This is a genomic window from Pseudomonas sp. ENNP23 (assembly GCF_001728945.1).
GTDB lineage: Bacteria > Pseudomonadota > Gammaproteobacteria > Pseudomonadales > Pseudomonadaceae > Metapseudomonas > Metapseudomonas otitidis.
The window spans coordinates 16,176-42,546 of sequence record NZ_LYSP01000040.1; the positions used below are offsets into that span (position 1 = coordinate 16,176).

The 26,371-nt window shown below is 66.1% G+C and carries 23 protein-coding genes; 9 read left to right on the forward strand and 14 right to left on the reverse strand.

Features of this window, described 5'->3' with window-relative positions:
• Nucleotides 1-21: 21 nt before the first annotated feature.
• Nucleotides 22-732 carry a lipoate--protein ligase family protein gene (locus A9G05_RS20560; protein WP_240920384.1) on the reverse strand — a complete coding sequence of 237 codons (711 nt, stop codon included), beginning with the start codon at nucleotides 730-732 and terminating at the stop codon, nucleotides 22-24.
• Nucleotides 733-966: 234 nt separating this feature from the next.
• Between A9G05_RS20560 and A9G05_RS20565 the strand changes: the two genes are divergently transcribed.
• Genes A9G05_RS20565 through A9G05_RS20575 form a run of 3 tightly spaced genes read left to right on the forward strand, consistent with a single transcriptional unit; the run spans nucleotide 967 to nucleotide 4,042 of the window.
• The gene (locus A9G05_RS20565; RefSeq protein WP_069562714.1) at nucleotides 967-2,145 is read left to right on the forward strand and encodes an HPP family protein; all 1,179 of its coding nucleotides are present in this window, start codon (nucleotides 967-969) and stop codon (nucleotides 2,143-2,145) included.
• A gap of 60 nt (nucleotides 2,146-2,205) precedes the next feature.
• Nucleotides 2,206-3,162, forward strand: coding sequence for a LysR substrate-binding domain-containing protein (locus A9G05_RS20570; protein ID WP_069562747.1), 957 nt, complete (start codon nucleotides 2,206-2,208; stop codon nucleotides 3,160-3,162).
• Nucleotides 3,155-4,042: a LysR substrate-binding domain-containing protein gene (locus A9G05_RS20575; RefSeq protein ID WP_069562715.1), complete on the forward strand. Its 888-nt coding sequence runs from the start codon at nucleotides 3,155-3,157 to the stop codon at nucleotides 4,040-4,042. Before A9G05_RS20570 ends, A9G05_RS20575 begins: the two co-directional genes overlap by 8 nt.
• 66 nt (nucleotides 4,043-4,108) lie before the next feature.
• On the opposite strand, the gene A9G05_RS20580 is transcribed toward A9G05_RS20575, so the two are convergent.
• The 4 genes from A9G05_RS20580 to fae form a co-directional block, all read right to left on the reverse strand.
• On the reverse strand, nucleotides 4,109-5,458 hold the full coding sequence (locus tag A9G05_RS20580; RefSeq protein ID WP_069562716.1) for an MFS transporter: 1,350 nt from the start codon (nucleotides 5,456-5,458) through the stop codon (nucleotides 4,109-4,111).
• Between the two features lie 98 nt (nucleotides 5,459-5,556).
• A complete protein-coding gene (locus A9G05_RS20585) occupies nucleotides 5,557-6,999 on the reverse strand; it encodes an NAD-dependent succinate-semialdehyde dehydrogenase (RefSeq protein ID WP_069562717.1) in 1,443 nt (480 codons plus the stop codon).
• A complete protein-coding gene (locus tag A9G05_RS20590; RefSeq protein WP_069562718.1) occupies nucleotides 6,996-8,030 on the reverse strand; it encodes an aldo/keto reductase in 1,035 nt (344 codons plus the stop codon). Before A9G05_RS20590 ends, A9G05_RS20585 begins: the two co-directional genes overlap by 4 nt.
• Before the next feature lie 10 nt (nucleotides 8,031-8,040).
• Nucleotides 8,041-8,553, reverse strand: a complete 513-nt coding sequence (gene fae / locus A9G05_RS20595) for a formaldehyde-activating enzyme (RefSeq protein ID WP_069562719.1) — start codon at nucleotides 8,551-8,553, stop codon at nucleotides 8,041-8,043.
• A 423-nt stretch (nucleotides 8,554-8,976) separates the two neighbouring features.
• Between fae and A9G05_RS20600 the strand changes: the two genes are divergently transcribed.
• From A9G05_RS20600 to A9G05_RS20625, 6 genes are all read left to right on the forward strand, one after another.
• Nucleotides 8,977-10,308: an OprD family porin gene (locus tag A9G05_RS20600; RefSeq protein WP_083272621.1), complete on the forward strand. Its 1,332-nt coding sequence runs from the start codon at nucleotides 8,977-8,979 to the stop codon at nucleotides 10,306-10,308.
• 90 nt (nucleotides 10,309-10,398) lie between these two features.
• A complete protein-coding gene (aldA, locus tag A9G05_RS20605) occupies nucleotides 10,399-11,823 on the forward strand; it encodes an aldehyde dehydrogenase (RefSeq protein ID WP_069562721.1) in 1,425 nt (474 codons plus the stop codon).
• A 95-nt stretch (nucleotides 11,824-11,918) separates the two neighbouring features.
• Nucleotides 11,919-13,223 carry a nitrate/nitrite transporter gene (locus tag A9G05_RS20610; RefSeq protein WP_069562748.1) on the forward strand — a complete coding sequence of 435 codons (1,305 nt, stop codon included), beginning with the start codon at nucleotides 11,919-11,921 and terminating at the stop codon, nucleotides 13,221-13,223.
• On the forward strand, nucleotides 13,220-14,437 hold the full coding sequence (locus tag A9G05_RS20615; protein ID WP_069562722.1) for a mandelate racemase/muconate lactonizing enzyme family protein: 1,218 nt from the start codon (nucleotides 13,220-13,222) through the stop codon (nucleotides 14,435-14,437). The genes A9G05_RS20610 and A9G05_RS20615 overlap by 4 nt, the downstream gene beginning before the upstream one ends.
• 92 nt (nucleotides 14,438-14,529) lie before the next feature.
• Nucleotides 14,530-16,140 carry a GMC family oxidoreductase gene (locus A9G05_RS20620; protein ID WP_069562723.1) on the forward strand — a complete coding sequence of 537 codons (1,611 nt, stop codon included), beginning with the start codon at nucleotides 14,530-14,532 and terminating at the stop codon, nucleotides 16,138-16,140.
• Between the two features lie 105 nt (nucleotides 16,141-16,245).
• Nucleotides 16,246-18,192, forward strand: coding sequence for a hypothetical protein (locus A9G05_RS20625; RefSeq protein WP_069562724.1), 1,947 nt, complete (start codon nucleotides 16,246-16,248; stop codon nucleotides 18,190-18,192).
• Nucleotides 18,193-18,201: 9 nt separating this feature from the next.
• On the opposite strand, the gene A9G05_RS20630 is transcribed toward A9G05_RS20625, so the two are convergent.
• The 9 genes from A9G05_RS20630 to A9G05_RS20645 form a co-directional block, all read right to left on the reverse strand.
• Nucleotides 18,202-19,065, reverse strand: a complete 864-nt coding sequence (locus A9G05_RS20630; RefSeq protein WP_069562725.1) for a LysR family transcriptional regulator — start codon at nucleotides 19,063-19,065, stop codon at nucleotides 18,202-18,204.
• A 70-nt stretch (nucleotides 19,066-19,135) separates the two neighbouring features.
• A complete protein-coding gene (locus tag A9G05_RS27385) occupies nucleotides 19,136-19,489 on the reverse strand; it encodes a hypothetical protein (protein WP_139131199.1) in 354 nt (117 codons plus the stop codon).
• Nucleotides 19,490-19,696: 207 nt separating this feature from the next.
• Entirely contained in the window at nucleotides 19,697-19,996 is a 300-nt protein-coding gene (locus A9G05_RS27390; protein WP_139131200.1) for a hypothetical protein, read from the reverse strand.
• A gap of 161 nt (nucleotides 19,997-20,157) precedes the next feature.
• Nucleotides 20,158-20,574 (reverse strand): hypothetical protein, encoded by a 417-nt coding sequence (locus A9G05_RS27395; RefSeq protein WP_139131201.1) that lies wholly within the window; start codon nucleotides 20,572-20,574, stop codon nucleotides 20,158-20,160.
• An 11-nt stretch (nucleotides 20,575-20,585) separates the two neighbouring features.
• Entirely contained in the window at nucleotides 20,586-21,194 is a 609-nt protein-coding gene (locus tag A9G05_RS26750) for a hypothetical protein (RefSeq protein ID WP_083272622.1), read from the reverse strand.
• Between the two features lie 4 nt (nucleotides 21,195-21,198).
• Complete coding sequence (gene cdiI / locus A9G05_RS27400; RefSeq protein ID WP_171902734.1) at nucleotides 21,199-21,609, reverse strand: ribonuclease toxin immunity protein CdiI; 411 nt, start codon at nucleotides 21,607-21,609, stop codon at nucleotides 21,199-21,201.
• Between the two features lie 395 nt (nucleotides 21,610-22,004).
• A complete protein-coding gene (locus A9G05_RS20635; protein WP_305879755.1) occupies nucleotides 22,005-24,257 on the reverse strand; it encodes an acylase in 2,253 nt (750 codons plus the stop codon).
• Nucleotides 24,258-24,317: 60 nt separating this feature from the next.
• A complete protein-coding gene (locus A9G05_RS20640; RefSeq protein WP_069562726.1) occupies nucleotides 24,318-25,652 on the reverse strand; it encodes a lysine N(6)-hydroxylase/L-ornithine N(5)-oxygenase family protein in 1,335 nt (444 codons plus the stop codon).
• Nucleotides 25,653-25,764: 112 nt separating this feature from the next.
• Complete coding sequence (locus A9G05_RS20645; protein ID WP_069562727.1) at nucleotides 25,765-26,244, reverse strand: sigma-70 family RNA polymerase sigma factor; 480 nt, start codon at nucleotides 26,242-26,244, stop codon at nucleotides 25,765-25,767.
• Between the last annotated feature and the right edge of the window lie 127 nt (nucleotides 26,245-26,371).

Genomic DNA, 26,371 nt, shown 5'->3' on the forward strand with positions numbered 1-26,371 from the left:
CCCTGCAGCAACTTTTTTGCATCAGGCATCCGGCAAGGGAATTCCGTCTTCCGTCAACGCCCGCCGGACAGCGGATGAGAGGGTGGGCACAGCATCCCAGGGCCGCTCCAGGTGCTCGGCCAAGCCCACATGGCTCGCCGCCTCGCAACGATCCGCCAGGCCGCAGCCGACATAGAAGGCATTGACCAGCGCCACCATCGCCTCGCGCTCGTTCTCCACCAGCATCGCCCCGTGCACCAGCACCACGTTGCGCCCGTCCTGGCTGCGGCGGCGCCAGCGCTGGGCCGTGCCCACCAGCTTGCGCGCGCCCAGCTGCACGTTATAGCGCCCGTCGCAGAAGGCCCCTGGCACCTCGCCGATACCCGGTTCCAGCCCCTGCCCCGCCAGCCAATCGCACAATGGGCGGCACAGGCGCAGGTAGGCGGTCTCGATCCGGGTCAGTTCGCTCTCCCCGGTCGGCGCCGCATAGGCCAGCGCGATGTTCAGCACCCCAGGCGACTGCGGCACCGGCTCGCCGCCGGTATCCCGCAGTGAGACCGGCCAGTCCAGCGTCTCGCAGCCCGCCCGCGCCGTTTCGAAGCCCGGCAGGCGGTTCATGCGTGCGGGCATCACCAGGGCACGGTCCAGCGGCCGCCAGAGCAGCAACCCGGCCTCCCTTTCCCCTCGGTGCACCTGCTCCAGCAACGCACGTTCCGCTGCCAGCCCCGCCTCTACCTCCAGCCGTTGCATCACGCCCCTCCTCTGCCTGGCTCGCACCGCATGCTACGCCGGCACGGCTCGCCTTGCCGGGTATTTGACTTCAAAAAAACTGCACTCAAGCTGCAATAACATTCATTGGCAGCGATGGATCACGCGCCCTTAGGATGCGCCCCGTTCGCCTCGTCGCCCCGGCGAGGCCACCGATCCCGCGCACGCAGTGGGACTTCTGCGGGGGCCGCTCCGGCCCCCTTTTTTACGAGACTCGTCATGCCCCCGGAAAGCCGCTGGCGCCGCTGGTCCAGGCGCCTCGCCCCCGTCCCCCGCAGCGCACCACCCACCGAATGGCTGCGCGCCTCCCTTGGCGCCTGCGTCGGCCTGGCCCTGTGTTGCCTGGTCACCAGCCACCTGTTCAGCCTCGACGTCACCCTGCGCCTGGCCGCGCCCCTGGGCGCCAGCTCGCTGCTGCTGTTCGCCGTCTCCAGCAGCCCCCTGGCACAGCCCTGGTCGGTGCTGCTCGGCAACCTGGTGGCAGCCCTGGTGGGCAGCGCCTGCGGCCTGTGGATCGATCACACGGTGCTGGCCGCCACTTTGAGCATGGCGCTCACCGTGCTGACCATGTACGGCCTGCGTTGCCTGCACCCACCCGGTACCGCCCTGGCCGTGGCCGTAACCCTGGGTGGCCCGGCATTCGAGACCCTGGGCTTCGGCGTGGCCTGGCCGGTGCTGATGGGTTCGGCGGTGCTGATCATCAGCGCCCTGGCCTACAACCGCCTCACCCGCGGCGCCCTGGTCAACGCCCCGGCGCAACCGCGCAACGACAGCCACCTCACGGACGACCCGCTGCCCAGCGAGCGGGCCAGCTTCGCCGAAGCCGACCTCGACCAGGCCCTGGCGGACTTCGGCGAGTTCGTCGACATCACCCGCGACGACCTCGAACGCCTGCTGCGCCAGACCGAACGGGTCGCCCTGCGGCGCGGCATGGGCCGGGTCACCGCCGAACACATCATGTCCCGCGACCTGCGCACCCTCTCCCCCGACGCGAGCCTCGCCGACGCCTGGAAGCTGTTCCGCCAGCACCGCATCAAGCTGCTGCCGGTGCTGGACGCCGACGGCGCCCTGGTGGGCGTGGTCACCCCCACCGACCTGCTGTACCACGGCCACCGCGACCCGTCCGTCTCGCTGCTCGCCCGCCTGCGCCCACAGCAGGTGCGCGTGCGTCAGTTGATGACCCGGGAGGTGCGCAGCGTGCGCCCCGACACCGACATCGGCGCCCTCGTCTCCCTGCTCTCCGACCAGGGCTTGCACGGCCTGCCCGTGCAGGACGGACAGGGCCGTCTGGTGGGCCTGGTGACCCAGAGCGACCTCATCGGCGGGCTCTACCGGCACTGGTTGAAGGAGGTGGCCCCGGCGCCGCTCGGCGCCCCCGCCCTGCAACGCGCGGTGTGATGCGGACCGGCACCGACCTGGCATATGCTCCGGGGCCTTTCCCTGAAGGCGGGCCTGGTCATGAAGCGCAGACTCCCTCCACTGAATGCCCTGAAGGCATTCGAAACCGCCGGTCACACCGGCAGCTTCACCCGCGCAGCGGAGCTGCTCAACGTCACCCAGAGTGCCGTCAGCCGGCAGGTGCGCCAGCTTGAGGAGCAGATGGGCGAGACCCTGCTCATCCGCCGCCACCACCACCTGGAACTGACCCGCGCCGGACGCAAGCTGCTGGACGCCCTGAACCAGTCGTTCGACCGCATCGAGGTAGCCGTTCGCGCCATCCAGCAGAAGAGCCACCTCAATCGGCTGCGCCTCAACGCGCCGCCCACCTTCACCCGCCGCTGGCTGCTGCCACGCCTCGGACGCCTGCGGGCGCAGCACCCGGAGCTGGAACTGAGCATCACCACCCGCCTGCAGGACAGCCTGGCCGAGACCGGCACCCTGGACTGCGCCATCCGCTTCGGCGATGGCGAGTGGGCGCAACTGGAGGCCACCCTGCTGATGCAGGAGCGGCACATCGCCGTCTGTGCGCCGAACCTCCTGGCCAGGCTGGGCAACCAGAACGGCGTCCCGGACCTCGACGGCATGCCCCTGCTGCATGTGCTGGCCAGCGAAGAACGGCGCTACCAGACCTGGCAGCACTGGCTGGACGCCGCCGGCATCCGCGGCGTGGATACCCGCGAGGGCTACGAGTTCGACCTGCTGGACCTGGCCATCGGCGCCGCGCTCGATGGCCTCGGCATCACCATCGCCGATTGGCACATGGTCCAGCGGGAACTGGCCTCCGGCCAATTGACCCAACTGCTCAACGTGCACGTCGAGGGCCATCAGTCCTACTGGCTGGTGACCCGCCCCGAGCTGAGCGACTCCCCGGCCCTGCAGGTGTTCCGCACCTGGCTGCAACAGGAGATCTGGCTCTCGGCCCGCCACCTGGAGCCCTCGCTGGCCGCCAGCGAAGGGGAACCTCAACATGCGTGAACTGCCATCGCTGAATGCCTTGAGGGTCTTCGAGGAAGTCGCCCGGCACAGCAGCTTCGGCCGCGCCGCGAACGCCCTGAATGTGACCCAGGGCGCCGTGAGCCGGCAGATCCGACAACTGGAGGACTACCTGGGCGTGGGCCTGTTCACCCGCTCCCCCCAGGGCCTGACCCTGACCTCGGCCGGCGCAATCCTGGTGCCCGGGTTGACCGAAGCCTTCGACCGCATGCAGAAGGCGCTGGCGGAGGTGCGCGCGCCCAACCTGCGCCAGCGCCTGCGCATCCACGCGCCCCCCACCTACGCCACCCGCTGGCTCTCGCCCCGGCTGAAGGGGTTCACCCGGCGCTACCCGCACATCGCCCTGAACGTACGCAACGACTCCGGCCCCGACAGCCAGCGCGAGATCGACTGCCGCATCCGCTTCGGCCAGGCACCGGCAGCGGGCTGGCATAGCCACCTGCTGGTGCTGGAGCGTCACCTGGCGGTGGCCGCCCCGGAACTGTTCGAGCACGGCAGGCCGCCTGCGCTGGGCGAGCACCCGTTGCTGCACATCCTTCATGAGGGCAAGCACCTGCAGGTCTGGGAGAACTGGCTGGAAGCCACGGGGGGCGACGCTGTCGACCCCAGCCAGGGGCTGGAATTCAGCACCCTCGACCAGGTGATCCATGCCGCGCTGGCCGGCGGCGGGCTGGCGGTCATCGACCGGCAGATGATCGAGTACGAACTGGCCACCGGGCAGTTGCTGCCCATCAGCCCGGTGGAGGTGGAAGGCCCCTACGGCTACTGGCTGGACGTGCCCGCGAGCAGCCAGGGGCTGTCCAAGGTGAGCGTGTTCTGCGAGTGGATCGAGGCACAGAGCACCACCCACGCCCCGGGCTGACGCCGGGCTACGGTATGGATCGGTCCCGTAGCCCGGACTTCAGTCCGGGTGCTCGGCCCAAGGCCGCTAGGCGGTCTTTGCCACCCGCCCGAGCGTGCCGCCCTCCTCGTCCGGCGCACCGGCTTCCGCCAGGGACAGGGCCTTGGTTTCCGGCGCCCAGGCCATGGACACCAGGGCACCGAACACCAGCACCCCGGCCAGCAGCGCCATGGTGGCGTTGAGGCCGATGCCCGCCACGCTCACCGGCAACAGGAAGGTGCTGATGGCCGAGCCCAGTCGGCTGGCCGCCGTGGCCAGGCCGACACCGCTGGCGCGCACCTCGGTGGGGAAGCTTTCCGCCGGGAACACCCCCACCAGGTTGCTGACTGCCGACAGCACTAGGGTGAACAACCCGAACAGCAGCACCAGGGCCCAGGCCATGCTGCCGGGCAGGACCGCCAGCAGGAGCAGCGTCAGGGCCAGGAGCCAGAACGAGCCGATGAGGAAGCCGCGCCGGGAGAACTTCAGCGTGCAGCCGATGCCCGCCACGGCACCCAGCACCAGCAGGGCGTTGAGCATCATCTCGGTGCCCATGCCCTCGGCCAGCCCCATCTTCGCCAGGATGGTCGGCAGGAAGGTGTAGATGGCGAAGTACGGCATCACGATGCTGATAAAGAACAGGCAGTTGAAGGCCGTGCGGGTCCGGTACTCGCGACTGAACAGTACCGCGTAGCCGCTGCGGTTGCGCTGGGGACGCTCGTCGTCCAGCACCACGTTGGCCCCGATGTGCTTGCGCACGATGGCCCGCGCCTCCTCCACCCGGCCCCGGTTCACCAGCCAGCGCGGCGACTCGGGGGTGCCGATGCGGGCGATGAGGATGATGGCCGCCGGAATCGCCGAGGACGCCAGCATCCAGCGCCAGGCGTCATCCCCCAGGCTCAGCATGGCGGTGCCGATGAAGGTGGCGGCGACATAGCCGAAGGTCCAGATCACGCTGAACGAGCCCAGCAGCACGCCGCGATGCTTCCTCGGCGCGAACTCCGCCAGCAGGGTATGCCCGACGCTGTAGTCGCCACCCAGGCCGATGCCGATCAGCACCCGCAGCAGGAACAACTGCAGCGCCGTCTCGGCATGGAACTGCAGCACCGAGGCCAGGGTGATCAGCACGAAACTGACAACGAAGATCTTCTGCCGGCCGACGTAATCGGAGATCCAGCCGAAGAGCAGGCTGCCGAGGAACAGGCCGATCAGTGCCGAGGCGCCGATCAGGCCCTGCCAGAACGGGTCGAGCTGCATCTGCGGGCTGATCAGGGTGAAGGCGATGCCGATCAGGCCGAGGATGTAGCCGTCGGTGAAGTGCGCGCCGAAGGTGAGGCCGGCGATACGGATGTGGAAGCGCCCGAGGGGCGCGTCATCCAGCTTGATGGTGGGTGACATGTCCAGCTCCCTTTTGTTTTTGTTCGCCGTAGCGTTGGGAACAGGGCTCCATGTGGAGCCCCGGATTGACGATCGAGCGGGCCGTGAAAGCCCCCGGTTCAAACGACCGCGAGCCCTCCCATCAGGAGGTACTTGATCTCCAGGTAATCCTCGATGCCGTACTTCGAGCCTTCGCGGCCCAGGCCGGAGGCCTTGATGCCGCCGAAGGGCGCCACCTCGGTGGAGATGATCCCCTCGTTGATGCCGACCATCCCGACCTCCAGCCCTTCGGCCACGCGCCAGACCCGGCCGATGTCGCGGCTGTAGAAGTAGGCGGAAAGGCCGTAGGGGGTGTCGTTGGCCTGGGCCAGCACCTCGGCCTCGTCCTTGAAGCGGAAGCAGGCCGCCACCGGGCCGAAGGTTTCCTCGCGGGCGATGAGCATCTGCGGGGTCGCCTCGGCCAGCACGGTGGGCTCGAAGAAGGTGCCGCCCAGGGCATGGCGACGACCGCCGCACAGCAACCGGGCGCCCTTCTCCAGCGCATCGCCCAGGTGCTGCTCCACCTTGGCCAGGGCGGCCGTGTTGATCAGCGGACCCTGGTCGCTCTCGCCCTCCAGCGCGGCCCCCACGCGCAGGGCGCGCACGGCATCGGCCAGCTTGGCGGTGAAGACCTCGTAGACCCCTTCCTGGATGTAGAAGCGGTTGACGCAGACGCAGGTCTGCCCGGTATTGCGGAACTTGGAGGCCATGGCCCCGCGTATCGCCGCGTCCAGGTCGGCGTCGTCGAAGACGATGAAAGGCGCGTTGCCACCCAGCTCCAGGGAGACCTTCTTCAGGGTGTCGGCCGCCTGGCGCATCAGCAGCTTGCCGGTGGCGGTGGAGCCGGTGAACGACAGCTTGCGCACCACCGGCGAAGCCTGCAGCGCGCTGCCGATGGCCGGGGCATCACCGGACACGATGTTGAACACCCCGGCGGGAATCCCCGCCTCTTCCGCCAGTACCGCCAGCGCAAAGGCCGACAGCGGCGTCTCCTCGGACGGCTTGAGGATCAGCGTGCAGCCGGCCGCCAGCGCCGGGCCGACCTTGCGGGTGACCATGGCCAGGGGAAAGTTCCAGGGCGTGATGGCGGCGACCACGCCGATGGGCGCCTTGGTGACGACGATGCGGGCGTCCGCCCTGTGACTGGGGATGACATCGCCATAGACGCGCCTGGCCTCCTCGGCGAACCACTCAAGGAAGCTCGCCGCATAGACCACCTCCCCCATCGCCTCGGCCAGGGGCTTGCCCTGCTCACGGCTGAGCAGCTCCGCCAGCTCGCGCTGGTGGGCCAGCATCAGCTCGGACCAGCGCCGCAGCGGCTGGCTGCGGGCCTTGGCGGTGAGCCCGCGCCAGGCCGGCAGCGCCCGTTGGGCGGCGGCGATGGCCTGATCGGTTTCCGCCACCCCGGCTTTCGCCACCTCGGCGATCAGCGTACCGTCCGCCGGGTTGCGTACCGGGTAGCGCGGGCCGTCTTCCAACCAGCGACCGTCGATGTAGTGTCCCTTGCGCAGCAGCCGGCTCATGCGATGGCCTCCTTGAGGGTGAAGGTTTCTCCGGCCGGACGCGGAACACGCAGGATGCGCTTGCCGGCGGTGTAGTCGTTGATCAGGTCGCAGGGCGTGTAGTTGCGCTCCAGTTCGTGCAGCTCATCCGCCTCCAGGCGGGTGTCCAGGGCTGCCAGGGCGCTGTCGAACTGCTCGGTGGAGTCCGCCCCCACCAGCATGCAATCCACCCCCGGGTGGTTGAGCACCCAGGCCTGGGCGATCTGGGCGTTGGACACGCCACGCCGCCGCGCCACCCGCTGCACCGACCGGGCGATCTCGAAGGAGGCTTCATCGGCGTACATCTGCTGGGTGAAGAAGTCGGTCTGGTTGCGGGTGGACTGCACATCGCCGGTCAGCAGGCCACGGGCCAGCGGGCTGAACACCGAGACGCCCAGGCCCTGGTCGCGGCAGAACGGGATCATCTCCCGCTCTTCCTCGCGGTAGGCGCAGTTGAGCTGCAACTGCATGTTGATGGGCCTGACCCAGCCATGCCGCTCGCAGGCCATGAGGATCTTCGCCAGTTGGCCGGTGAGCATGGTGGACACGCCGATGTAGCGCACCTTGCCGGCTTTGACGATGTCGTGCAGGGCTTCCATCGTCTCTTCCACAGGGGTGTTCACGTCGAAGAAATGCAGCATGTAGAGGTCGACGTGATCCATGCCCAGGCGCGCCAGGGAGGCGTCGATGCTGTCCATGATGTGCTTGCGCGAATGGCCGCTGGCGTTCACGCCCTCGCAGGTGCCGTAGCCCACCTTGGTGGTGACCACGATGTCCTCGCGGCGTACCAGGCGCTTGAGGATGCGCCCCACCACCTCCTCGCCGACACCGGCGGAATAGAAGTCCGCCAGGTCGATGAAGTTCACGCCCTTGTCCAGGGCATGGCGGACGATCGGCTCGCTCTGGCGCTCATCGAAGATCCACGGCTTCCACTGCGGCGTGCCCATGTTCATGGTGCCGAGGCAGAGCTTGGACACCTGCAGGCCGGACTGGCCGAGACGGACGTACTGCATGGCGGCCTCCTCAGGCTTTCGGGGTGTAGAAGGGGTTGGCGATGGCGCCCGCCACGTCGGCCAGTTGGGCGCGCGTGGGCAGCCCGGCCAGCGCCGCGCGGATGGCGGTACGGCAGGCGGTGTAGTTGTTGCGGTAGACCGCATCCAGGTCATCGCAGGCGGGGTTGACCCAGTTGGCGGTGACGATGGCCCATTCGTCCTCGGCCTCCGGCGGCAGGGTGCCGTCCAGCAGCGCCTCGGTGATGGCCTTGGCGATACCCGCCTGGGAGGCGCCCCAGGTGGCGTTGGCGTGCAGGTCGCCGCTGATCTCGGCCTTGTTCACGTACAGGGTCATGGGTTTGACCGGCACGTTGGGCTGGGCGATGACCATGAAGGGGCAATGGCCCTGGCTGGGGGACGCCAGGCTGTTGGCGAAGGCCAGGCCGGCCGGCCCGTTGCGCGGGCCGATCAGCAGGTTGATGTGGGCGGCGTTGACGCCGGGGCCTTCGAAGCCCTCGCCGATGTAGAGGTCGAGCTGTTTCATGGGGATTCCTCGGGGATGCGGAAAAATCGTGCTTGCACCATGGCGAGCCGCGTATCAGGCCGCCGCTGGCGAGGGCACGGTGCGGGGCGAAACACTGGAATTACGCGACAGCGGCGGTCGCTCCAACCACTCGACGGTGCCGAGCCGAGACCTCCCGAACCCGAGAAAGGAAAGGACATTCATGGTGACGGTGCTCGTTGTAGTTGTTGGATGAGCCGAGCCGGCGAAACCAGCTTCGGCGAGTTGTAGCACCCACCCGCCCACCGTCAGTAACCACAAAAACTCAAGCGGCCATGACTAAACCTCATGGCCACTAACGTGCGTTTTTCGAATGTTAACCCCCGAATTTAATCGTTTGTCCGACAACCCACGGCTGACGAACATGGCGCGGCCTCACATAACAACTATTCGAGGATCGCCAACGTGTCCTACCTTGCTCGCGCCTCTGCGGCCCTGCCCGCCGCCGGCCTGCTGCTCTGCACCCTCCCCCTGGTCTGCAAGGCCGATGAACCGGCCAGCACAGGCTTCGTCGACGGCAGCTCGCTGAAGCTGATCAACCGCAACTTCTACTTCAACCGGGACTTTCGCAGCCGCAACGACGGCCTGTTCAACGGCCGCGCCCAGAGCTACCGGGAGGAATGGGCCCACGGCGTCCAGGCCCTCTACAGCTCCGGGTTCACCGACGGCACGGTGGGCGTCGGCCTGGATGCCCACGCGCTGATGGGGTTCAAGCTGGACAGTGGCGGCGGCACCTCCGGCACCAACCTGCTGCCGCTGGACAGCCGCAACCACGCCGAGGACCACTACTCGACGGCGGGCGCCGTGCTGAAGCTGCGGGCGTTCGACACCGAACTCAAGGTCGGCGACCTGTTCCCCATCACCCCGGTGTTCCAGCGCGGCGACGGCCGTCTGCTGCCGCAGAGCTTCCGCGGCGTCTCCGCGGAGAACCACAGCCTGGACGACCTGACCCTGATGGCCGGCCACCTGCACGCGGCACGCAACAAGGCCAGCAGCAACCACGACGGCGAGATGAGCACCGAGTACGGTGGCACCGCCTATGAGTCGGCCAGCTACTTCGGCGGGGACTACCGCTTCACCGACGGCACCCTGCTGAGCCTCTACCGGGCGCGCTTCGAGGATGTCTGGGACCAGACCTACCTGAGCCTCGGCAGAAGCATCGAGCTGGCCGAGCACCGCAGCCTGGCCCTGGGCGCCAACCTGTACCGCACCCGTGACCAGGGCAATGCCCGCGCCGGCCGCATCGACACCGACAGTTGGAGCGCCTACGCCCGCCTCACCCTCGGCGCCCACGGTTTCATGCTGGCCTACCAGCGCATCGACGGTGACCAGCCCTTCGACTACCTGGGCGATGGCGACTCCATCTACCTGGCCAACTCGGTGCTGTACTCCGACTTCAACTCGCCCAACGAGCGCTCCTGGCAGGTGCGCTACGACCTGGACCTGGCGCCCTACGGCGTGCCGGGCCTGAGCCTGATGACCCGCTACCTGCGGGGCAGCGGCATCGACAACTCCAAGGTCGACCCCAAGGGTGCCTACGCCTACTACGCCCGCCTGGGCGATGGCGGCCGGCATTGGGAACGGGACATCGAGGTGAAGTACGTGGTCCAGGGCGGCCCCGCCAAGGACCTCTCCATCGCACTCCAGCAGACCATCCACCGCGCCAACTCGGCCCAGGCGGACGGCGACGTGGACCAGGTGCGGATCATCACCCAGTACCCCCTCGACATCTTCTGAAGGTGACCCTGCGCGCCGGAGCGCCGACACCGCTCCAGCGCGCATGACCCGATGGTTCCTGACAACCGTTTCAAGCCAGGTAAGACAGCCATGCGCACATGCAAGCACTTCATCGGCGGCCAGTTCGTCGACCCGACCGGCGATGCCGACTTCGCCATCCACTCCCCCGCCACCCAGGCGCTGGTCGGCCGTGTGCCGGCAGCCTCGGTGGACGAGGTTCACCACGCCGTGGACCTCGCCGCAGCCGCACAACCCGGCTGGGCACGCCTGCCCAGCATCCAGCGCGCCGAGCACCTGCGGCGCTTTGCCGATGCACTGCTGGCCAACGCCGACGCAATCGGTGCGGCATTGGCAGCCGAATCGGGCAAGAGCCTGGAGGATGCCTGCAACGAGGCCCGCTACGCCGCCGAGATCACCCGCTACCACGCCGAATGGGCACGCCGCATCGAGGGTGAGGTGATCCCCAGCGACACCCCCGACGAGACCCTGCTGCTGCAGCGCGAGCCCATCGGCGTGGTGGCCTGCCTGATCCCGTTCAACTACCCGGTCTACACCCTGCTGCGCAAAGTGGCGCCGGCCCTCATCACCGGCAACGCCGTGGTGGTGCGCCCCAGCAACAACACCCCGCTGTCGGCCTTCGAGATCGCCCGCGCGGCGCAGCAGGCCGGCTTGCCGGAGGGCGTGTTCAACCTGCTGACCATGGACCACGACACTGCAGCGGCCCTCTGCACCCACCCGGCGGTGGGCATGATCACCCTCACCGGCAGCGTGCAGGCCGGTCGCATGGTGCTGGAGTACTGCAAGGCCAACATCGCCAAGCCGTCCCTGGAGCTGGGCGGCAAGACGCCAGCGATCATCGCCGCCGATGCCGACCTGGAGCGTGCCGCCGATGACCTGGTGCGTTCCAAGACCACCCACTGCGGGCAACTCTGCACCGCCATCGAGCGGGTGTACGTCCACGACAGCGTTCACGACCGCTTCCTCGACCTGCTCAAAGCGCGCATGGCCGCCGTGCGCATCGGCGACCGCGCCGAGGACCCGACGCGCATGGGGCCGCTGGTCAGCGAACGTGCCCGCACGCAGATCCACGGCCTGGTGCAGCGGGCCCTGGCCGAGGGCGCGGTGCTGGAAACCGGCGGCTTCATCCCCGAAGGCGCCGGGCACTTCTACCCGGCCACGCTGCTCAGCGGCTGCCGCCAGGGCATGGAGATCGTGCGCGAGGAAAGCTTCGGGCCGATCCTCCCGGTGCTTCGCTACCACGACCTGGACGAGGCCATCGCCCTGGCCAACGACCACCAGTTCGGCCTGGCCTCGGTGCTCTACACCGAGGACTACCGCAGCGCCCTGCGGGTGGCCAACGCCATCCAGGCCGGCGAGCTGTACGTCAACCGCACCCCGGCCGACCCCTACCAGGGCTACCACGCGGGCTGGAAACGCTCCGGGCTCGGCGGCGACGACGGCAAGCACGGGATGCTCGAGTTCACCCAGACCCGCCTGGTGGTCATGAAGTACTGAGCCCAGGCAATGCACCCTGCCTGGCAAAGCACGCCGGGCGACCAACAAGAACAATGATCGAGGCGTGCGCCCTGCGCGCGCCCAAGGATGCCCTCATGTCCAGAACCGCTGCCCAGGCCGACGCTCCGCTCGCACGCGGAGCGAACGGCAAGACCCAACGCTATCTCCAGCTCATGCTGCTGGTACTCGCCGCCGGGGCCATCTACCCGGTGCTCTACCTGCGGCAGGTGTACCAGAGCACCATGCTGGAGGTGTTCGCCATCACCAACACCGAGCTGGGCTACCTGTACTCCATGCTCGGCACGCTGTTCCTGGTGAGCTACCTGCCCAGCGGCTGGCTGGCCGACCGCATCGCGCCCCGCCTGCTGATCAGCTTCTCCCTGGTGGCCACCGGCCTGCTGGCGCTCTGGTACGCCACCGCGCCCGGCTTCGACAGCCTGCTGGTGATCTATGCCGGCTGGGGCATCAGCACCGGGCTGACCTTCTGGGCCTCGGTGATCAAGCGGGTGAACATGATCGCCCAGGCCAGCGAGCAGGGCCGCTTCTTCGGCATCCTCGACGGCGGACGCGGGCTGGTGGAAGCCCTGCTGGCCACGGTCGCCCTCGCCCTCTTCGCCTACGCCACCGAATCCCGGGGGCAGTCCCACCTGGTGGGCTTTACCCATGTGGTCTATCTCTACGCCTTCACCTGCCTGCTGCTCGGCGCGCTGATGCTCGGCGTCAAGGACCCGAAGGCGGCCAACGCCGATGCCCGGGAAGAACGCCAGGCCCATAACCTGCTGCAGGACCTGCGCACCCTGGCGCGCATTCCCGAGCTGTGGCTGGTGGCCGCCATCGTCTTCTGCGGCTACCACATCTTCTGGGCCACTTACAGTTTCTCGGCCTACCTGCAGGAGGGCGGCTTCGGCCTCAGCGCGGTGATGGCCGGCACCATCACCACCATCAAGCTGTGGATGCGCCCGATCGGCGGGATCGGCGGCGGCTACCTGGGGGATCGCTTCTCCAACATCGCGGTGCTGATCGTCGCCCTGGTATTGGCGACCCTGGGCATGGTCGGGCTCATCGTCTTTCCGGTGCTCGACAGCTTGGCCCTGCTCATCGGCCTGGTGATCTTCATCGGCCTGCTGACCTACGCCATCCGTGGCCTCTACTGGGCCATCCTCGACAGTTGCCAGATCCCCCTGCGCATCACCGGGCTGGCCATCGGCATCATCTCGGTGGTGGGTTACTCGCCCGACGTGTTCATCCCGCTGATCAACGGCTGGATCGCCGACGCCTTCCCGGGCTTCCCCGGCTACCAGATCTACTTCGGCTACATCGCCGCCATCGGAACCCTTGGCGTGCTGGCCGCACTCACCCTGAAAAAACGCATCGACCACAAGGCAGGCAACCGCCCATGAAGATCATCTCCCTGGAAACCCACGTCGTCGCCGTTCCACCGCCCCACATCGGCGGCATGTACTGGCTGTTCGTGACACTCAGGACCGACTGCGGCATCGAAGGCGTCGGCGAGGTCTACGCCGCCACCTTCGGCCCCCAGGCCATGGTCCCGGTGATCGAGGATGTGTTCGCCCGCTACCTGCTGGAGCACGACCCGCACCACATCGAGCGCTTCTTCCGCCGCGCCTATTCCAGCGGCTTCACCCAGCGCCCGGACCTGACCATGATGGGCGTCGTCTCGGGCCTGGAAATGGCCTGCTGGGACATCATCGGCAAGGCCGCCGGCAAGCCGGTCCACGAGCTGCTTGGCGGCCTGGTGAACGAGCGCCTGCGCACCTACACCTACCTCTACCCGAAGAACGCCAGGGGCGAGTACGACTACGACGACCCGGACCTGGCTGCCGAATGCGCGGTGGCCTACAGGGACCAGGGCTTCACCGCCCTGAAGTTCGACCCGGCCGGGCCCTATACGGCGTTCTCCGGGCACCAGTTGTCGCTGGAGGTGATGGACCGCTGCGAAACCTTCTGCCGCAAGATCCGCGAGGCCGTGGGCAACCGCTGCGACCTGCTGTTCGGCACCCATGGGCAGATGGTCCCTTCCTCAGCCATCCGCCTGGCCCAGCGCCTGGAGAAGTACGACCCGCTGTGGTTCGAGGAGCCCGTACCGCCCGGCCAGGAGCAGGCCATGGGCCAGGTCGCGGCCAAGACCAGCATCCCCATCGCCAGCGGCGAGCGCCTGACCACCAAGTACGAGTTCCACCGGCTGCTGACCGATGGCGGCGTCTCCATCCTGCAGATGAACCTGGGCCGCTGCGGCGGCCTGCTGGAGGCGAAGAAGATCGCTGCGCTGGCCGAGGTCCACTACGCCCAGATCGCCCCGCACCTCTACAACGGCCCCATCGGCGCCGCTGCCAGCTTCCAACTGGCGGCCTGCACGCCGAACTTCCTGATCCAGGAAAGCATCGAGACCTGGGGCGGCTTCCATGCCGAGGTGCTGAAGCAGCCGCTGCACTGGGAAGACGGCTACGTCATCCCGTCCCGCGAGCCGGGGCTCGGCGTCGAACTGGACATGGACGTGGTGCGCCGGCACTCGCCCTACACCGGTGAACGCCTGCACCTGCAGATGGCCCCCGACCCCGTGGACGTGCGCGACACCGCACCCGCCAAGGGCTGACCGATGCCGCCCTCGCCCACCGGCCTGCACGCCGGGGGCGAGGCGCCTTCGCCAAGCCCGAACCTGACCCTGAACGACGCGGTAATCGACCCATGACGTACGACTTCATCATCGTTGGCGCCGGCTCTGCCGGCTGCATCCTCGCCAACCGCCTCAGCGCCTCCGGCCAGCATTCGGTGCTGCTGCTGGAAGCCGGCGGCAAGGACAGCTCCCCCTGGTTCAAGGTGCCGGTGGGCTTCGCCAAGATGTACTACCACCCCACCTACAACTGGATGTACTACAGCGAGCCGGAGCCCGAGCTGGCCGGGCGCCGCATCTACGCTCCGCGCGGCAAGGTGCAGGGCGGGTCGGGCTCCATCAACGCGATGATCTACGTGCGCGGCCAGCCTCACGACTTCGACGACTGGGCGGCGGGCGGCAACGACGGCTGGTCGTTCAAGGACGTGCTGCCCTACTTCCGCAAGCTGGAAACCCATCCCCTGGGCGAGACCGAGTTCCACGGCGCCGACGGCCCCATCCACATCAGCCCCATGAAGGGCCAGACCCATGCCATCTGCGATGCCTTCATCGAGGGCTGCCAGCAACTGGGCTACCCCCGCAGCGAGGACTTCAACGGGGCCGATTTCGAGGGCGCCGGCCTCTATGACGTCAACACCCGCAACGGCCAGCGCTGCTCCAGCAGCTTCGCCTACCTGCACCCGGCACTGACGCGGCCGAACCTGCATGTCGAGCACCATGCCCTGGCCCAGCGCCTGGTGTTCGACGACGCGCGGCGGGCCACCGGCGTGGTGGTCAGCCAGCATGGCGTGGAGCGGCAGTTCAACGCGCGGAAGGAGGTGATCCTCGCCGCCGGCGCGGTGGACACCCCGAAGCTGCTGCAGCTCTCCGGCGTCGCCGGGCGCGGTCTGCTGGCCCGTCACGGCATTGCGATGGTGCACGAGCTGCCGGCGGTGGGTCGCAACCTGCAGGACCACCTCTGCGTCAGCTACTACTACAAGGCCAACGTTCCCACCCTGAACGACGAACTGAGCTCGCTGCTGGGCCAGGTGAGGCTGGGCATCCAGTACCTGCTGACCCGCAAGGGCCCGCTGGCCATGAGCGTGAACCAGGCCGGCGGCTTCTTCCGTGGCGACGCACACCAGCCGCAACCGAACCTGCAGCTCTACTTCAACCCGCTGTCGTACCAGATCCCCAGGAGCAGCAAGGCGCGCCTCAAGCCGGAGCCCTACTCGGGCTTCCTGCTGTGCTTCAACCCGTGCCGCCCGACCAGCCGGGGCACCATCGAGATCGCCTCGGCCGACCCGGCCCAGGCTGCGCTGATCCGCCCCAACTACCTCAGCACCGAGAAGGACATCGACGAGGTGATCCAGGGCAGCCGCCTGATCCGCAAGATCATGGATGCCCCCGCTCTCAAGGCGATCACCGTCGAAGAGGTGCTGCCCGGACCATCGGTGGCCGATGAGGCCGGCATGCTGCAGTACTTCCGCGAGAACGCCGGCTCCATCTACCACCTCTGCGGCTCCTGCGCGATGGGAACCGACCCGGCCACCTCGGTGGTGGACAGCCGGCTGCGGGTACACGGCCTCACCGGCCTGCGCATCGTCGATGCCTCGGTGTTCCCCAACGTCACCTCGGGCAATACCAACGCGGCGGTGATGATGGTGGCGGAAAAAGGCGCCGACCTGATCCTGGCGGATACCTGACGACACAGGCACGGCACCCGGGTGGCTCGATGCGGTCCAAGCGGCGATGAACACGCCGCTTCGCTGTCGTACTATGCCCAACCGCTCTCCGAAACCGTGGTACCGATGCCTGCCGACGCTCCCCTGACCGCTCTGCCCACTGTCCTGACCGGCCCCCTGCTGCGCCGCGCCGAACCCCGGCACCTGGTGTTCTGGCTGGTGGCCACGCGCCCGCTGCAACCCGTCCTGCTGCTGGAAGCCAGCGGCCAGGCCCAGCGCCACAGCCTGGACGCGCGACAATGCCGCATTCTTGCGGTGGGCCGGCACGCGCATGTGCACCTGATCGACCTGCGTCTGGACGCGCCCCTGCCCCAGGACACGCCGATCGCCTACGACCTGCTGATCGACGGCCAGGGCATTGCCGAGTGGGCGCCGCACCTGCTCTACGGCGAGGCCACCCGGCCCGACTTCGTGCTGCGCTCGCGCATCGACCACCTGCTCCATGGCTCCTGCCGCAAGCCCCATCACCCCGCCCCCGACGGGCTGCTCTGTGCTGACCGCCTGCTGGCCGAGCGCCCTCTGCCAGAACAGCGCCCGGCGCTGCTCATGCTCAGCGGGGATCAGGTCTATGCCGACGACGTGGCCGGGCCGATGCTGTGCGCCATCCACCAGCTCATCGAGCGTTTGGGCCTGTACGGCGAGTACCTGGAGGGCGCCGTGGTGGACGACAGCGACGCGCTCTACCAGCACCCCGCCAGCTACTACCGGCGCGCCGACCTGCTGCCGGCCCTGGAGAGCAACGAAACCCTGCGCGAGCGCTTCTTCGGCGGCGCGCGCAAGCCGATCTTCACCAGCAGCAACGCCGAGAATCACCTCGTCACCCTCGCCGAGGTGCTGGCCATGTACCTGCTGGTCTGGTCGCCGGTGCCCTGGACGCTGGTGACACCGCAGATGCCCGCACTCGGCGCGCAAGAAGCGGAACGTTACCACCTCGAAGCCACGCGCCTCGAAGGCTTCGTCACCGGCCTGCCGGGCGTGGCGCGGGCGCTGGCGCACCTGCCGACGCTGATGATCTTCGACGACCACGACGTGACCGATGACTGGAACCTCTCCGCCCAGTGGGAGCAGACAGCCTACGGCCACCCCTTCTCCCGCCGCATCATCGGCAACGCCCTGCTCGCCTACCTGCTGTGCCAGGGCTGGGGCAACGACCCGGACGCCTTCGACGACCTGCAGGACGACCTCGCCGCGCTGTGCGCCAGCCCCGATGCCCATGGCCGGCTGGACAGCACGCAGCTTGACGGCCTGATCGGCCGCCTGCTGGCCTTCAACGGCTGGCAGTACGAACTGGACACCCAGCCGCCCCTGCGGGTGCTGGACACCCGCACCCGCCGCTGGCGCAGCGAAGTCAACCTCAAGCGGCCGTCCGGCCTGCTGGACTGGGAGGCCCTGTGCGAGCTGCAACAGGCACTGCTGGGGCACCCCTCGGCCATCGTCGTGTCACCGGCCCCGGTGTTCGGCGTGAAGCTGATCGAGGCGGTGCAGCGCGTGTTCACCTGGCTCGGCCACCCGCTGCTGGTGGATGCGGAAAACTGGATGGCCCATCGCGGTGCCGCCCAGGTGATCCTCAACATCTTCCGTCACTCCCGCACGCCGGGCAGCTACACCATCCTCTCCGGCGACGTGCACTACTCCTTCGTCTACCGCGTGCTCATCCGCCACCGGCAGCAGGGCCCGCAGATCTGGCAGATCACCAGCAGCGGCGTGAAGAACGAATTCCCCCACCGCCTGCTGGACCTGTTCGACCGCCTCAATCGCTGGCTCTACGCACCCCGCTCGCCGCTCAACTGGTTCACCCAGCGCCGCCGCATGAAGGTGGTGCCCCACACACCGGCCCACAGCCGCGCGGGGGAACGCCTGTGGAACGGCGCCGGGTTGGGCCAGGTGTTCTTCGATGCCGAGGGGCCGCCGACGCGGGTGTTCCAGCTCAATGCCAACGGCACCGCACCCACCGAGTTCCTCGAAGACCGCGACAACGTCAGCGACGCCCACCCCATCGCGCGGCGGGCCTGAGCCCGCCGCTCAAAGCACCGCATCCCAGCGCTGGGACCAGTCGATGTCGTCGGCCACCACCTCGCGCAGCACGCCGATGGCCTGTTGCAACAGCGCCGAATCACGGTCACGGGAATAAACCAGGTAGGTCGGGTAGGTGAACTCCGGCGCCCGCTCCACCCGCTCCAGCACGCCGCTGTCCAGGTAGCTCTGCACCACCCGCGTGCGGAAATAGCCGGAGCCGCCGTTCTGCAGGATGAACTGCAGGGCCAGCGGCCCGAGGTTCACCGAGACCGCCGCCCGCGCCAGGTCAGGGAGCGCAGCATCGTGCTGCTGGCGGAAGCGCGGGCCCCAGTCCACCTGCACGTAGGGTTCGGGCGCACGGCTGGAGCGGATCTGCACCAGCTTCTCTTCCAACAGCAACTCCACCTGCATGCCCGGCCAGTACTCGGGCTGGTAGACCAGCGCCGCATCCAGCAGCCCCAGCTCGATCTGCTGCTGCAGGTGCTGGCCGGCTGCCACCTCCACCCGTACTGCGTGGGACGGAATCCGCTCATGCAGGCGAGTCATCCAGCCCAGCAACAGCGGGTTGCTCAGGCTCACCTCACCGCCGATGGCCAGCAGGTCGCGGTAGCCCTTGGGTAACGGCAGGTCACGCCGGGCGGCCTCCCAGGTCTTCACCAGTTGCGTGGCGTGCCCGACGAACACCTCCCCCTCCGGCGTCAACCGCGCCCCGGCCCGGTTGCGCACGAACAGCCGGCAACCAAGCTGCCCCTCCAGGTTCTGCACCCGTGCGGTGATGGCGGTCTGGGTCACATGCAAACGCTCCGCCGCCGAGACGAAGCTGCCGCTGCGGGCGATTTCGAGAAAGGTGCGTGCCAGGTCGATATCCATGGCAATCCCCAGGCTTTTGAAGGGTGGCTATCTTAGCGGGTCGGGGGGGTGAGAGGCTGAGAGGAAACGCTTACCCCTCCAGCAGAAACGCTATCCAGGAAGAAAGAGCCGCTTCGAATTCATCAGTCATTAGAAAGCAGAAAAAATCGTCATCATGAAGCGAGTAAATCCGGGAATTTTCCCTGCTTATTTCCACACCCCAATCTTCACGATCCCAGTTATGGGATTCCAATTCACCCTGCTTTACAGCTCTAACTTTTGAAAGGCCCTCTTTCAGCCAAGCAATAGTGGCTTCATATGGTTGTCCACCACCATCAGTCAAAAGAAATCCCAATAAGTCTAACCCTTGGGGACCGGAAACATCTGTCTCACAACCAGGCTCGCGAACCGCCCCATCGCTCAACCAGGAAAATTTCAATTTCATCAGAGCGTCTCGAAGCCCACTACCGAGGCCGTGACATGAAAATTAATTGACTGCATCAACCTCTTGATCACGCTAACACCTGAATTCACCGTTTAATACTATCCATGGCGACCTTAACAGAACGCCCTACACACCAAGCACATCAAAAGCCAAGTTCAAACTATAGATACCCACCCGATAAGCTCGGCATATATATGATCACGAAAACTAGCGAATACCGTCCACCATATCCCTCCAATACCCAACAGGCATTCTCCTCTCTATCCAACCCGTTGGTAGATCCAGGCGACCACTCCGCAAAGACTCTTCAAAGCTATCTGACGAAGAACCTCTATCGCAGGGTTTTTCAGGGTATATACCGCTTTTTGTGAAATTGACTAACCCTCCCACCCCAACCTTCAGATAGGCTTCCGCAGCAGTTATCGCTGATTCAATAGATTCATAGATAAACTCGATACAAACCCCACCTTCTTCACAACCATAATCTTCGTATTCCACGATGATCATCGACCCGTCTGCAATGCTTACACTTCGCACAAAAGGTGAAAACTCAGGACTGACACTTCGATCAACGCAGACGCGTTTGACACTGCCCACACTTAGATAACCACAAACCTCAATAACATCCACTATCAACACCCCACATTTCGATTACCCTATTGCCCCGACTAACTCACCCAATGAACTTGCTCGGAAAACACGAACGGCAAAACCGTGAGTCGTTCCTTTATAGAATCTGGCAAATCGACACGCACGCCAGCCCTTGGCCTGGCAACCAATCGATAGCATGAATTTGAAAAATCATAACTACACAAGCCTTTTTCAGCCATCCCCAAAAAGGAAGACAAATACCTACTCCTCTGATCTGCCGAGGCAAACTCTGGAATAGTTTTCTCAGCGACTTCCACTTCGAATCGAGACTCCAGTTTCTCGAAAAAGCGAAAGACCGTTTCATACCCCGAAAGAGAGCACCTTACTTTTGCGGGCACAGCGCCCCGACCAGCACTCGCAAAGTGAGCAAGGACACCGTCACTGAAAAGAGCAAACCAATCCAGATCGTGCTCTTCAAGAAAATCATCAGTCATCTCCACTGACTTCACCTTACAGAAAAGAGCCTTGGAAAATAGTCATTCACATGCCGACCAAACAGGATGCGATCAACAGAAAAATCAATAAAATCCGAAACTGCAATACCTCCACGTAACGCCTCAGGGAAATCCTCAACCCCACCAAAAACATCAGGCGCCAGATATCGAAAATAGTCACCCATTTCAGTTACCTCGTCGCACCCCACTGGGTAATCCTCTCCTGGAACCCCCCCCTCCACACCGTGATATATATAAAACCCTTTGCTCATCGGTATATTTGCATCCGCATAGAGCCCTCTGCGAACACGTTCTTTTAGCAAGCGCTCGGTGACTTCTTCACGAGAGGAGCAACTCCGCCAAGCAGAGGCGGAGTAGAGATCCACGCTAAAACCACCACTCTTGGCCTTGGGATAGTTCGTAAAGTTTACCGACTCCTCCCACACGAATTCATTCATATGATCAAGAAGCAGTTCAACCCCTTGCACCTTCAGCAACTGTCGCGGCAAGTCACCAAAACAGTTATTCACCATCATTGCCAACCTGCCATTTTTATCCATGGCAAACCAGGTGTAGATCGTTCCGAACCCTGGCACCCAATTTTCATTCAAGTCATCCATGGACCTATCCTTCCGCACCACTATCCATAGAGACACCGAAAACCCTTGGCAATCCAGAACCACGGACAACACTCAACAGCCTGCTGACTTGTTCGCAATCCATTGGATGAAGTGATATGTACCGTGCGCAAGCCAACTCAAGATAGGAAACAAAGTCTTCCACACTGACCGCAATCGCCCTACCACCAGCAGACGGATAACCAACCTCGAACCGAACCCCTTTAAAAAAACCATAATCCGGATCAGACACCTCCGGAAAAACACAGTAAACACCATCCCTCACGTAAGATTCCCCTCGAGAAAAATTATCGAGAGCATCTAAAAAAATACCATCATCATAAATGCAATCGAAATAACCCCTTATAACACCATCAATCTCAAAATCCCCGGCGACCAAACCAAATAAGCGCCTCACAAAACCCCTCCGCATACGGAAACCAATAAAACATTACCAACTAGCAGAGAACCCTGACTTTCCGCCTACCAAATTTAAATCCTCCAAACATCTAAAGACACACTCAGACATCAAGAAAACACCATTCAAATCCAGCTTTGCTTGATGGAAATCTCAAAACAATCAAGCATCTTTAATCCCTCCACCAAGAACTCAAGTCACATAACCTGACTCGCATTTTGGTGACCCGCAAAATCCTTCACCACTACGTTCGAAAACTCACTCGCCGAGTAGCCCGGACGTATTAATCAGGCGCCTACCCCCAACAAAGTCCCGCCCAATGCGTACCCACAAAGAACTCAGCCAGCGCATAGCGCTGGCTGAGTCGAGGTTTTACCAGAACGTGCCGCCAAGCATCACTCGCGCTGCAGCACTTTGCGCTCCAATGCCGGGTCAGCGTCGATTTCGCTGTCGCTGAAGGGCAGCGGCTGCCAGGGGTTATCGGCGAACAGGGCGGTCTGGTCGGCGTAATGGGGCGAGCCGGGGTCGCTGGACTGGGAGAAGGCCAGCAGGCCTCGGGCGCGAGGGCCCTTGTCGCCGAAGGTGACCAGTTGCAGGTAGCTGGTGCCACTGACCACTTCCAGGCGGTCGCCCTGGTGTTCGCTCTGCATGGCGTTGTAGACGCCCAGGTGGCCATCTGCGCCGGGCATGGGGAAGGTTCGGGCGCCGCGGGTGACCTGGTGCAGGTCACCCCAGCGGGCATCAGCGGGGGCGCCCGAGGCGGCCAGGGCCTCGCTGGCGGCGACCAGGGCCTGGCGCAGCGGTTCGCGGGCGGCCGGTGCGATGCCGCTGGGGGTGTCCAGCGGGCGCGCGGGGTCGAAGGGGTGCTGCCAGCCGTCGTCCAGTTCGAGGAAGGCCTGGGCCGCTTGCTGGAACACCAGCATGCCGAGGCCGCTGTCCACTCGGGCCTTGCCATCCCAGCCGGCCAGGGCGCCACAGGCGCGGCTCAGGTCCGCTTCGCCCGCGTGGGCCTTGCACAGCGCCAGCAGTTCCGGCAGCAACTCGTCGGCCAGGCCCACCTGGTTGTCGGTGACCATTGCCGCCAGGTCGTCCGCCCGCAGCGGCTGCTGGCCTTGCAAGCGCCCCAGGGCGAAGCGGGCACGGGGGGAAATCGGCGTTTCCCGGCTCACCAGGGGGGAGTAGCCCGCCAGGGGGCTCGCCGGGTTGGTCAGCCAGGCGCTGTCGTTGGAGTTCTGCACGAAGTCTTCGCGCAGCATCACAGGCAACTGCGTGGCCGGGGTGATGCCGGCCTGGGCGGCCCCGGCTTCCCGCTGCCATTCGCAGGCGCTGCGATTGCCGTGCAGGGCGGGCAACCCCTGCTCAGCCAGTTGCGGGATGACGCACTCGGCGAGCCGCTGGGGCTGCAGGTGAGGCACCACGGACTGGTTCATGTACAGCGCGCGGCCCCGGTCATCCACCGCCAGGGTGTTGACCCAGGGAATGCCCTGCAGGCGCTCGACGCTGGCGCGCAGGGCGTTCACGTCGCGGGCCTGGTTCATCGCGTACCACTGCTGCAGCACGCGGGTGTTGCCGAGGTTGGCATCACGCAGGGCCCAGGCCTCGCCGGCCGACCAGTCCAGCTTGCCGGGCCAGTTCAGCAGCGGGCCGAAGCGGGATTCGTAGAGATCGTGGGACTGGGTGACCAACTCACCGGACGGCTGCCGCACCTGGATGCGCAGGCGCGTTCGGGTCATGGGCTCGTAGCGGCCGTCGACGCGGTAGCGGGTCGGGTTCTTCGGGTCCAGTTCCAGGCGGTACAGCGTGAAGTGCGCGGAGGTGTCCACGGTGTGGGTCCAGGCCAGGTGCTGGCCGAAGCCGATGTTGACCACCGGCAGGCCGGGCAGCGCGGCACCCATCACGTCGAGCTTGCCGGGGATGGTCAGGTGCAGTTGCCAGAAGCGCAGCGCACCGCTCCAGGGGAAGTGCGGGTTGGCCAGCAGCATGGCCGGACCGTCGGCGCTGCGCTGGCGGCCCACGGCCACGGCGTTGCTGCCCCGGTCCAGGCGGAAGCCTTCCACCCGCGCGAGGGTGTGGCCGCTGTCCCGCGCGGCCTGTTGCCGCCCGGGCGGGGCGGCGCCCACCACGGCTTCGGCGAACTGGCCGACACCGCCCTCCACCAGCAGGCGCCGGGTCAGGCGGACCAGGTCATCCACTTCGATGGGGCGCAGCCAGGCCTGACCGAGGCAGTGGGTGCGGCCGGCGTCAGCTTCGCCCAGGTAGCGGTTGAAGCCTTCGGCATAGCCGACCAGCAGCTCGGTCACCTCGTCGGTCTGGGCACGACGAAAACTGGCGACCTGCTCGGGGGCGTTCAGCCAGGTGAAGAACAGGTCGGACGGGACGTTGGCCAGACCGGCGGAGGACTGCCCGTCCGCGCCGAACCAGCGGGCCCGCTCGCCTCGGGCGGTGATGATCTCTTCGGCCAGCAGGCAGGCATTGTCGCGGGCGTAGGCATAGCCGATGCCACGCCCGAGGCCACGCTCGTCAGCCGCGCGGATGTGCGGCACGCCGTGGGCGGTCCAGCGGATCAGGGTGTCGCCACCGGCATCGGCGGCATGGGACAGGCACGGTGCCAGCAGCAAGGCTGCGGCCCCGGCGACAAGGGTGCGCATGGGCATCGGAGGTTCTCGCGGAGAAAGGGAACGCGCCGACCGAAGCCGGCGCGGGGGTGGTCAGCCGGCGATGGCGTAGCTCGGCGCGGTACGCCCGGCAGCACCGGCGGGCTCCAGGTGCTGATGCAGGGACGCAGCGATCTCGTCGGCACGGATCGGCAGCACCGACAGCAGGGTATCGCTGAGGCCGTGGCTGGCCTGGCAGAAGCCCTGCATGTACAGCGCGGGGCGGAAGTTGTCGTCGGTGCGCAGGCGGTAGTCGCGGGCCACCTCGAAGTCCCCCAGCCAGGGCGCCAGGGGTTCCAGCAGCTCACGGTGGGCCTGGCGCTCATACCCGGTGGCCAGCACAACCGCGTCGTAGCGGTGGCTGCTCTGCTCGCCGGTGGCGATGTGGCGCAGCACCAGTTCGATGCCGTCGGTGGTGGCGGTGGCCCGCTCCACGGCACTGAGGTTGCGGAAGGCATGGCGGCGCGAGCCGGAGACCTTCTGGCGGTAGAAGATGCCGTAGATGCGCTCGATCAGGTCCAGGTCCACCACCGAGTAGTTGGTGTTGTGGTACTCACGGATCAGCCGCTCACGCTCGGCGGTGGGCTGGCTGAAGATCAGGTCGGTGAACTCGGGGGAGAACACCTCGTTGACGAAGGGGCTGTCATCCGCCGGCTTGAGGGCGGAGCCCCGCAGGATCACGTCCACCTGTACGTTCGGGTAGCTGTCGTTGAGGTCGATGAAGGCCTCCGCGGCGCTCTGCCCGCCGCCGACGATGGCGATGCGCATCGGCTGGCCACTGGCGCACGGCTGCTGCTGGATGCGCTCCAGGTACTGGGCGTGGTGGAACACCCGCGCATCGCCCTTGAGGTGGCGGAAGGCCTGGGGCACGCGCGGGGTGCCGCCAGCGCTGAGCACCACCGCGCGGGTGGTGCGTACCTGGGACTGGCCGTTGGCATCGCGGGAGACCACCCGCAGTGCCTGCACCTGCTTGCCCTCCAGCAGCGGCTCCACTGCCTGGACTTCCTCGCCATAGCGGCACTGGTCAGCGAACTGACCGGCAACCCAGCGCAGGTAGTCGTTGTACTCCATGCGGCAGGGGTAGAAGGTGCCGAGGTTGATGAAGTCCACCAGGCGGTCGTGCTGGCGCAGGTAGTTGACGAAGGAGTACGGGCTGGTGGGGTTGCGCAGAGTCACCAGGTCCTTGAGGAAGGAAATCTGCAGCTCGCTCTGGTTCACCAGGGTGTTACCGTGCCAGCGGTAGTCGGCCTGCTTGTCCAGGTACAGCGCGTCCAGGGCGCCCTGCCCGCTGGCGGCACGCTCCTGCAGGGCGATGGCCAGGGCCAGGTTGGAAGGGCCGAAGCCGATGCCGATCAGGTCGTGGATGGCGGTGTTGAGGGGCTGGGTCATGTCCTGTGTCCTCTGCTGGCGGGCCGTCGCGGACCGCGGCTGTCATGGGGGACGGCCCGGTGGCCGCCTGCTGACAAGGAACGAGGACTGGGCGGGGAAATTTACCGGCGACTCAACCGGCCTCCCACTCGCGCATGCGCAGCCGGCAGTGCTTCATCGCATTGACGATGTGCTTCTCCACGAGGCTGCGGGAAATCGCCAGGCGCTCGGCGATCTCCATGTGGGACAGCCCCTCCAGCTTGCGCAGCAGGAAGGCGTCGCGGCAGGCCTGGGGCAGTTCGTCCAGGGCCCGCCCGAGCATCGACAGGCGCTGATCGCGGGCCAGCAGGCGCTGGGGCGACGGCGCGTGGAAGCGCTCCTCCTCGTCCAGCACCTCCAGCGGCTCGTTGCGGCGGATGACGCTGCGCCGGTGTTCGTCCACCACCAGATTGAGTGCCGTGCGGTAGAGAAAGGCCCGTGGCGACTCGATGCGCTCTTGACTCGCACGCTCCATCACCCGCAAATACGCGTCATGGGCGACATCCGCTGCTGCCTGACGGTCTCCGAGCCTGGACTGCAGGAAACGCAGCAGCTCCCGATAGTAGTTTTCCAAGGCGTCCCCCGGCCGCGTTCCACGCGGCCACACCAGTTGAGCGAGATCAACGCCCATCGTCCTACGATGCTGGCAGTCTGAAATGAACTAAATTTATAATAATTCTCATCAAGATTTAAGCCTCAAT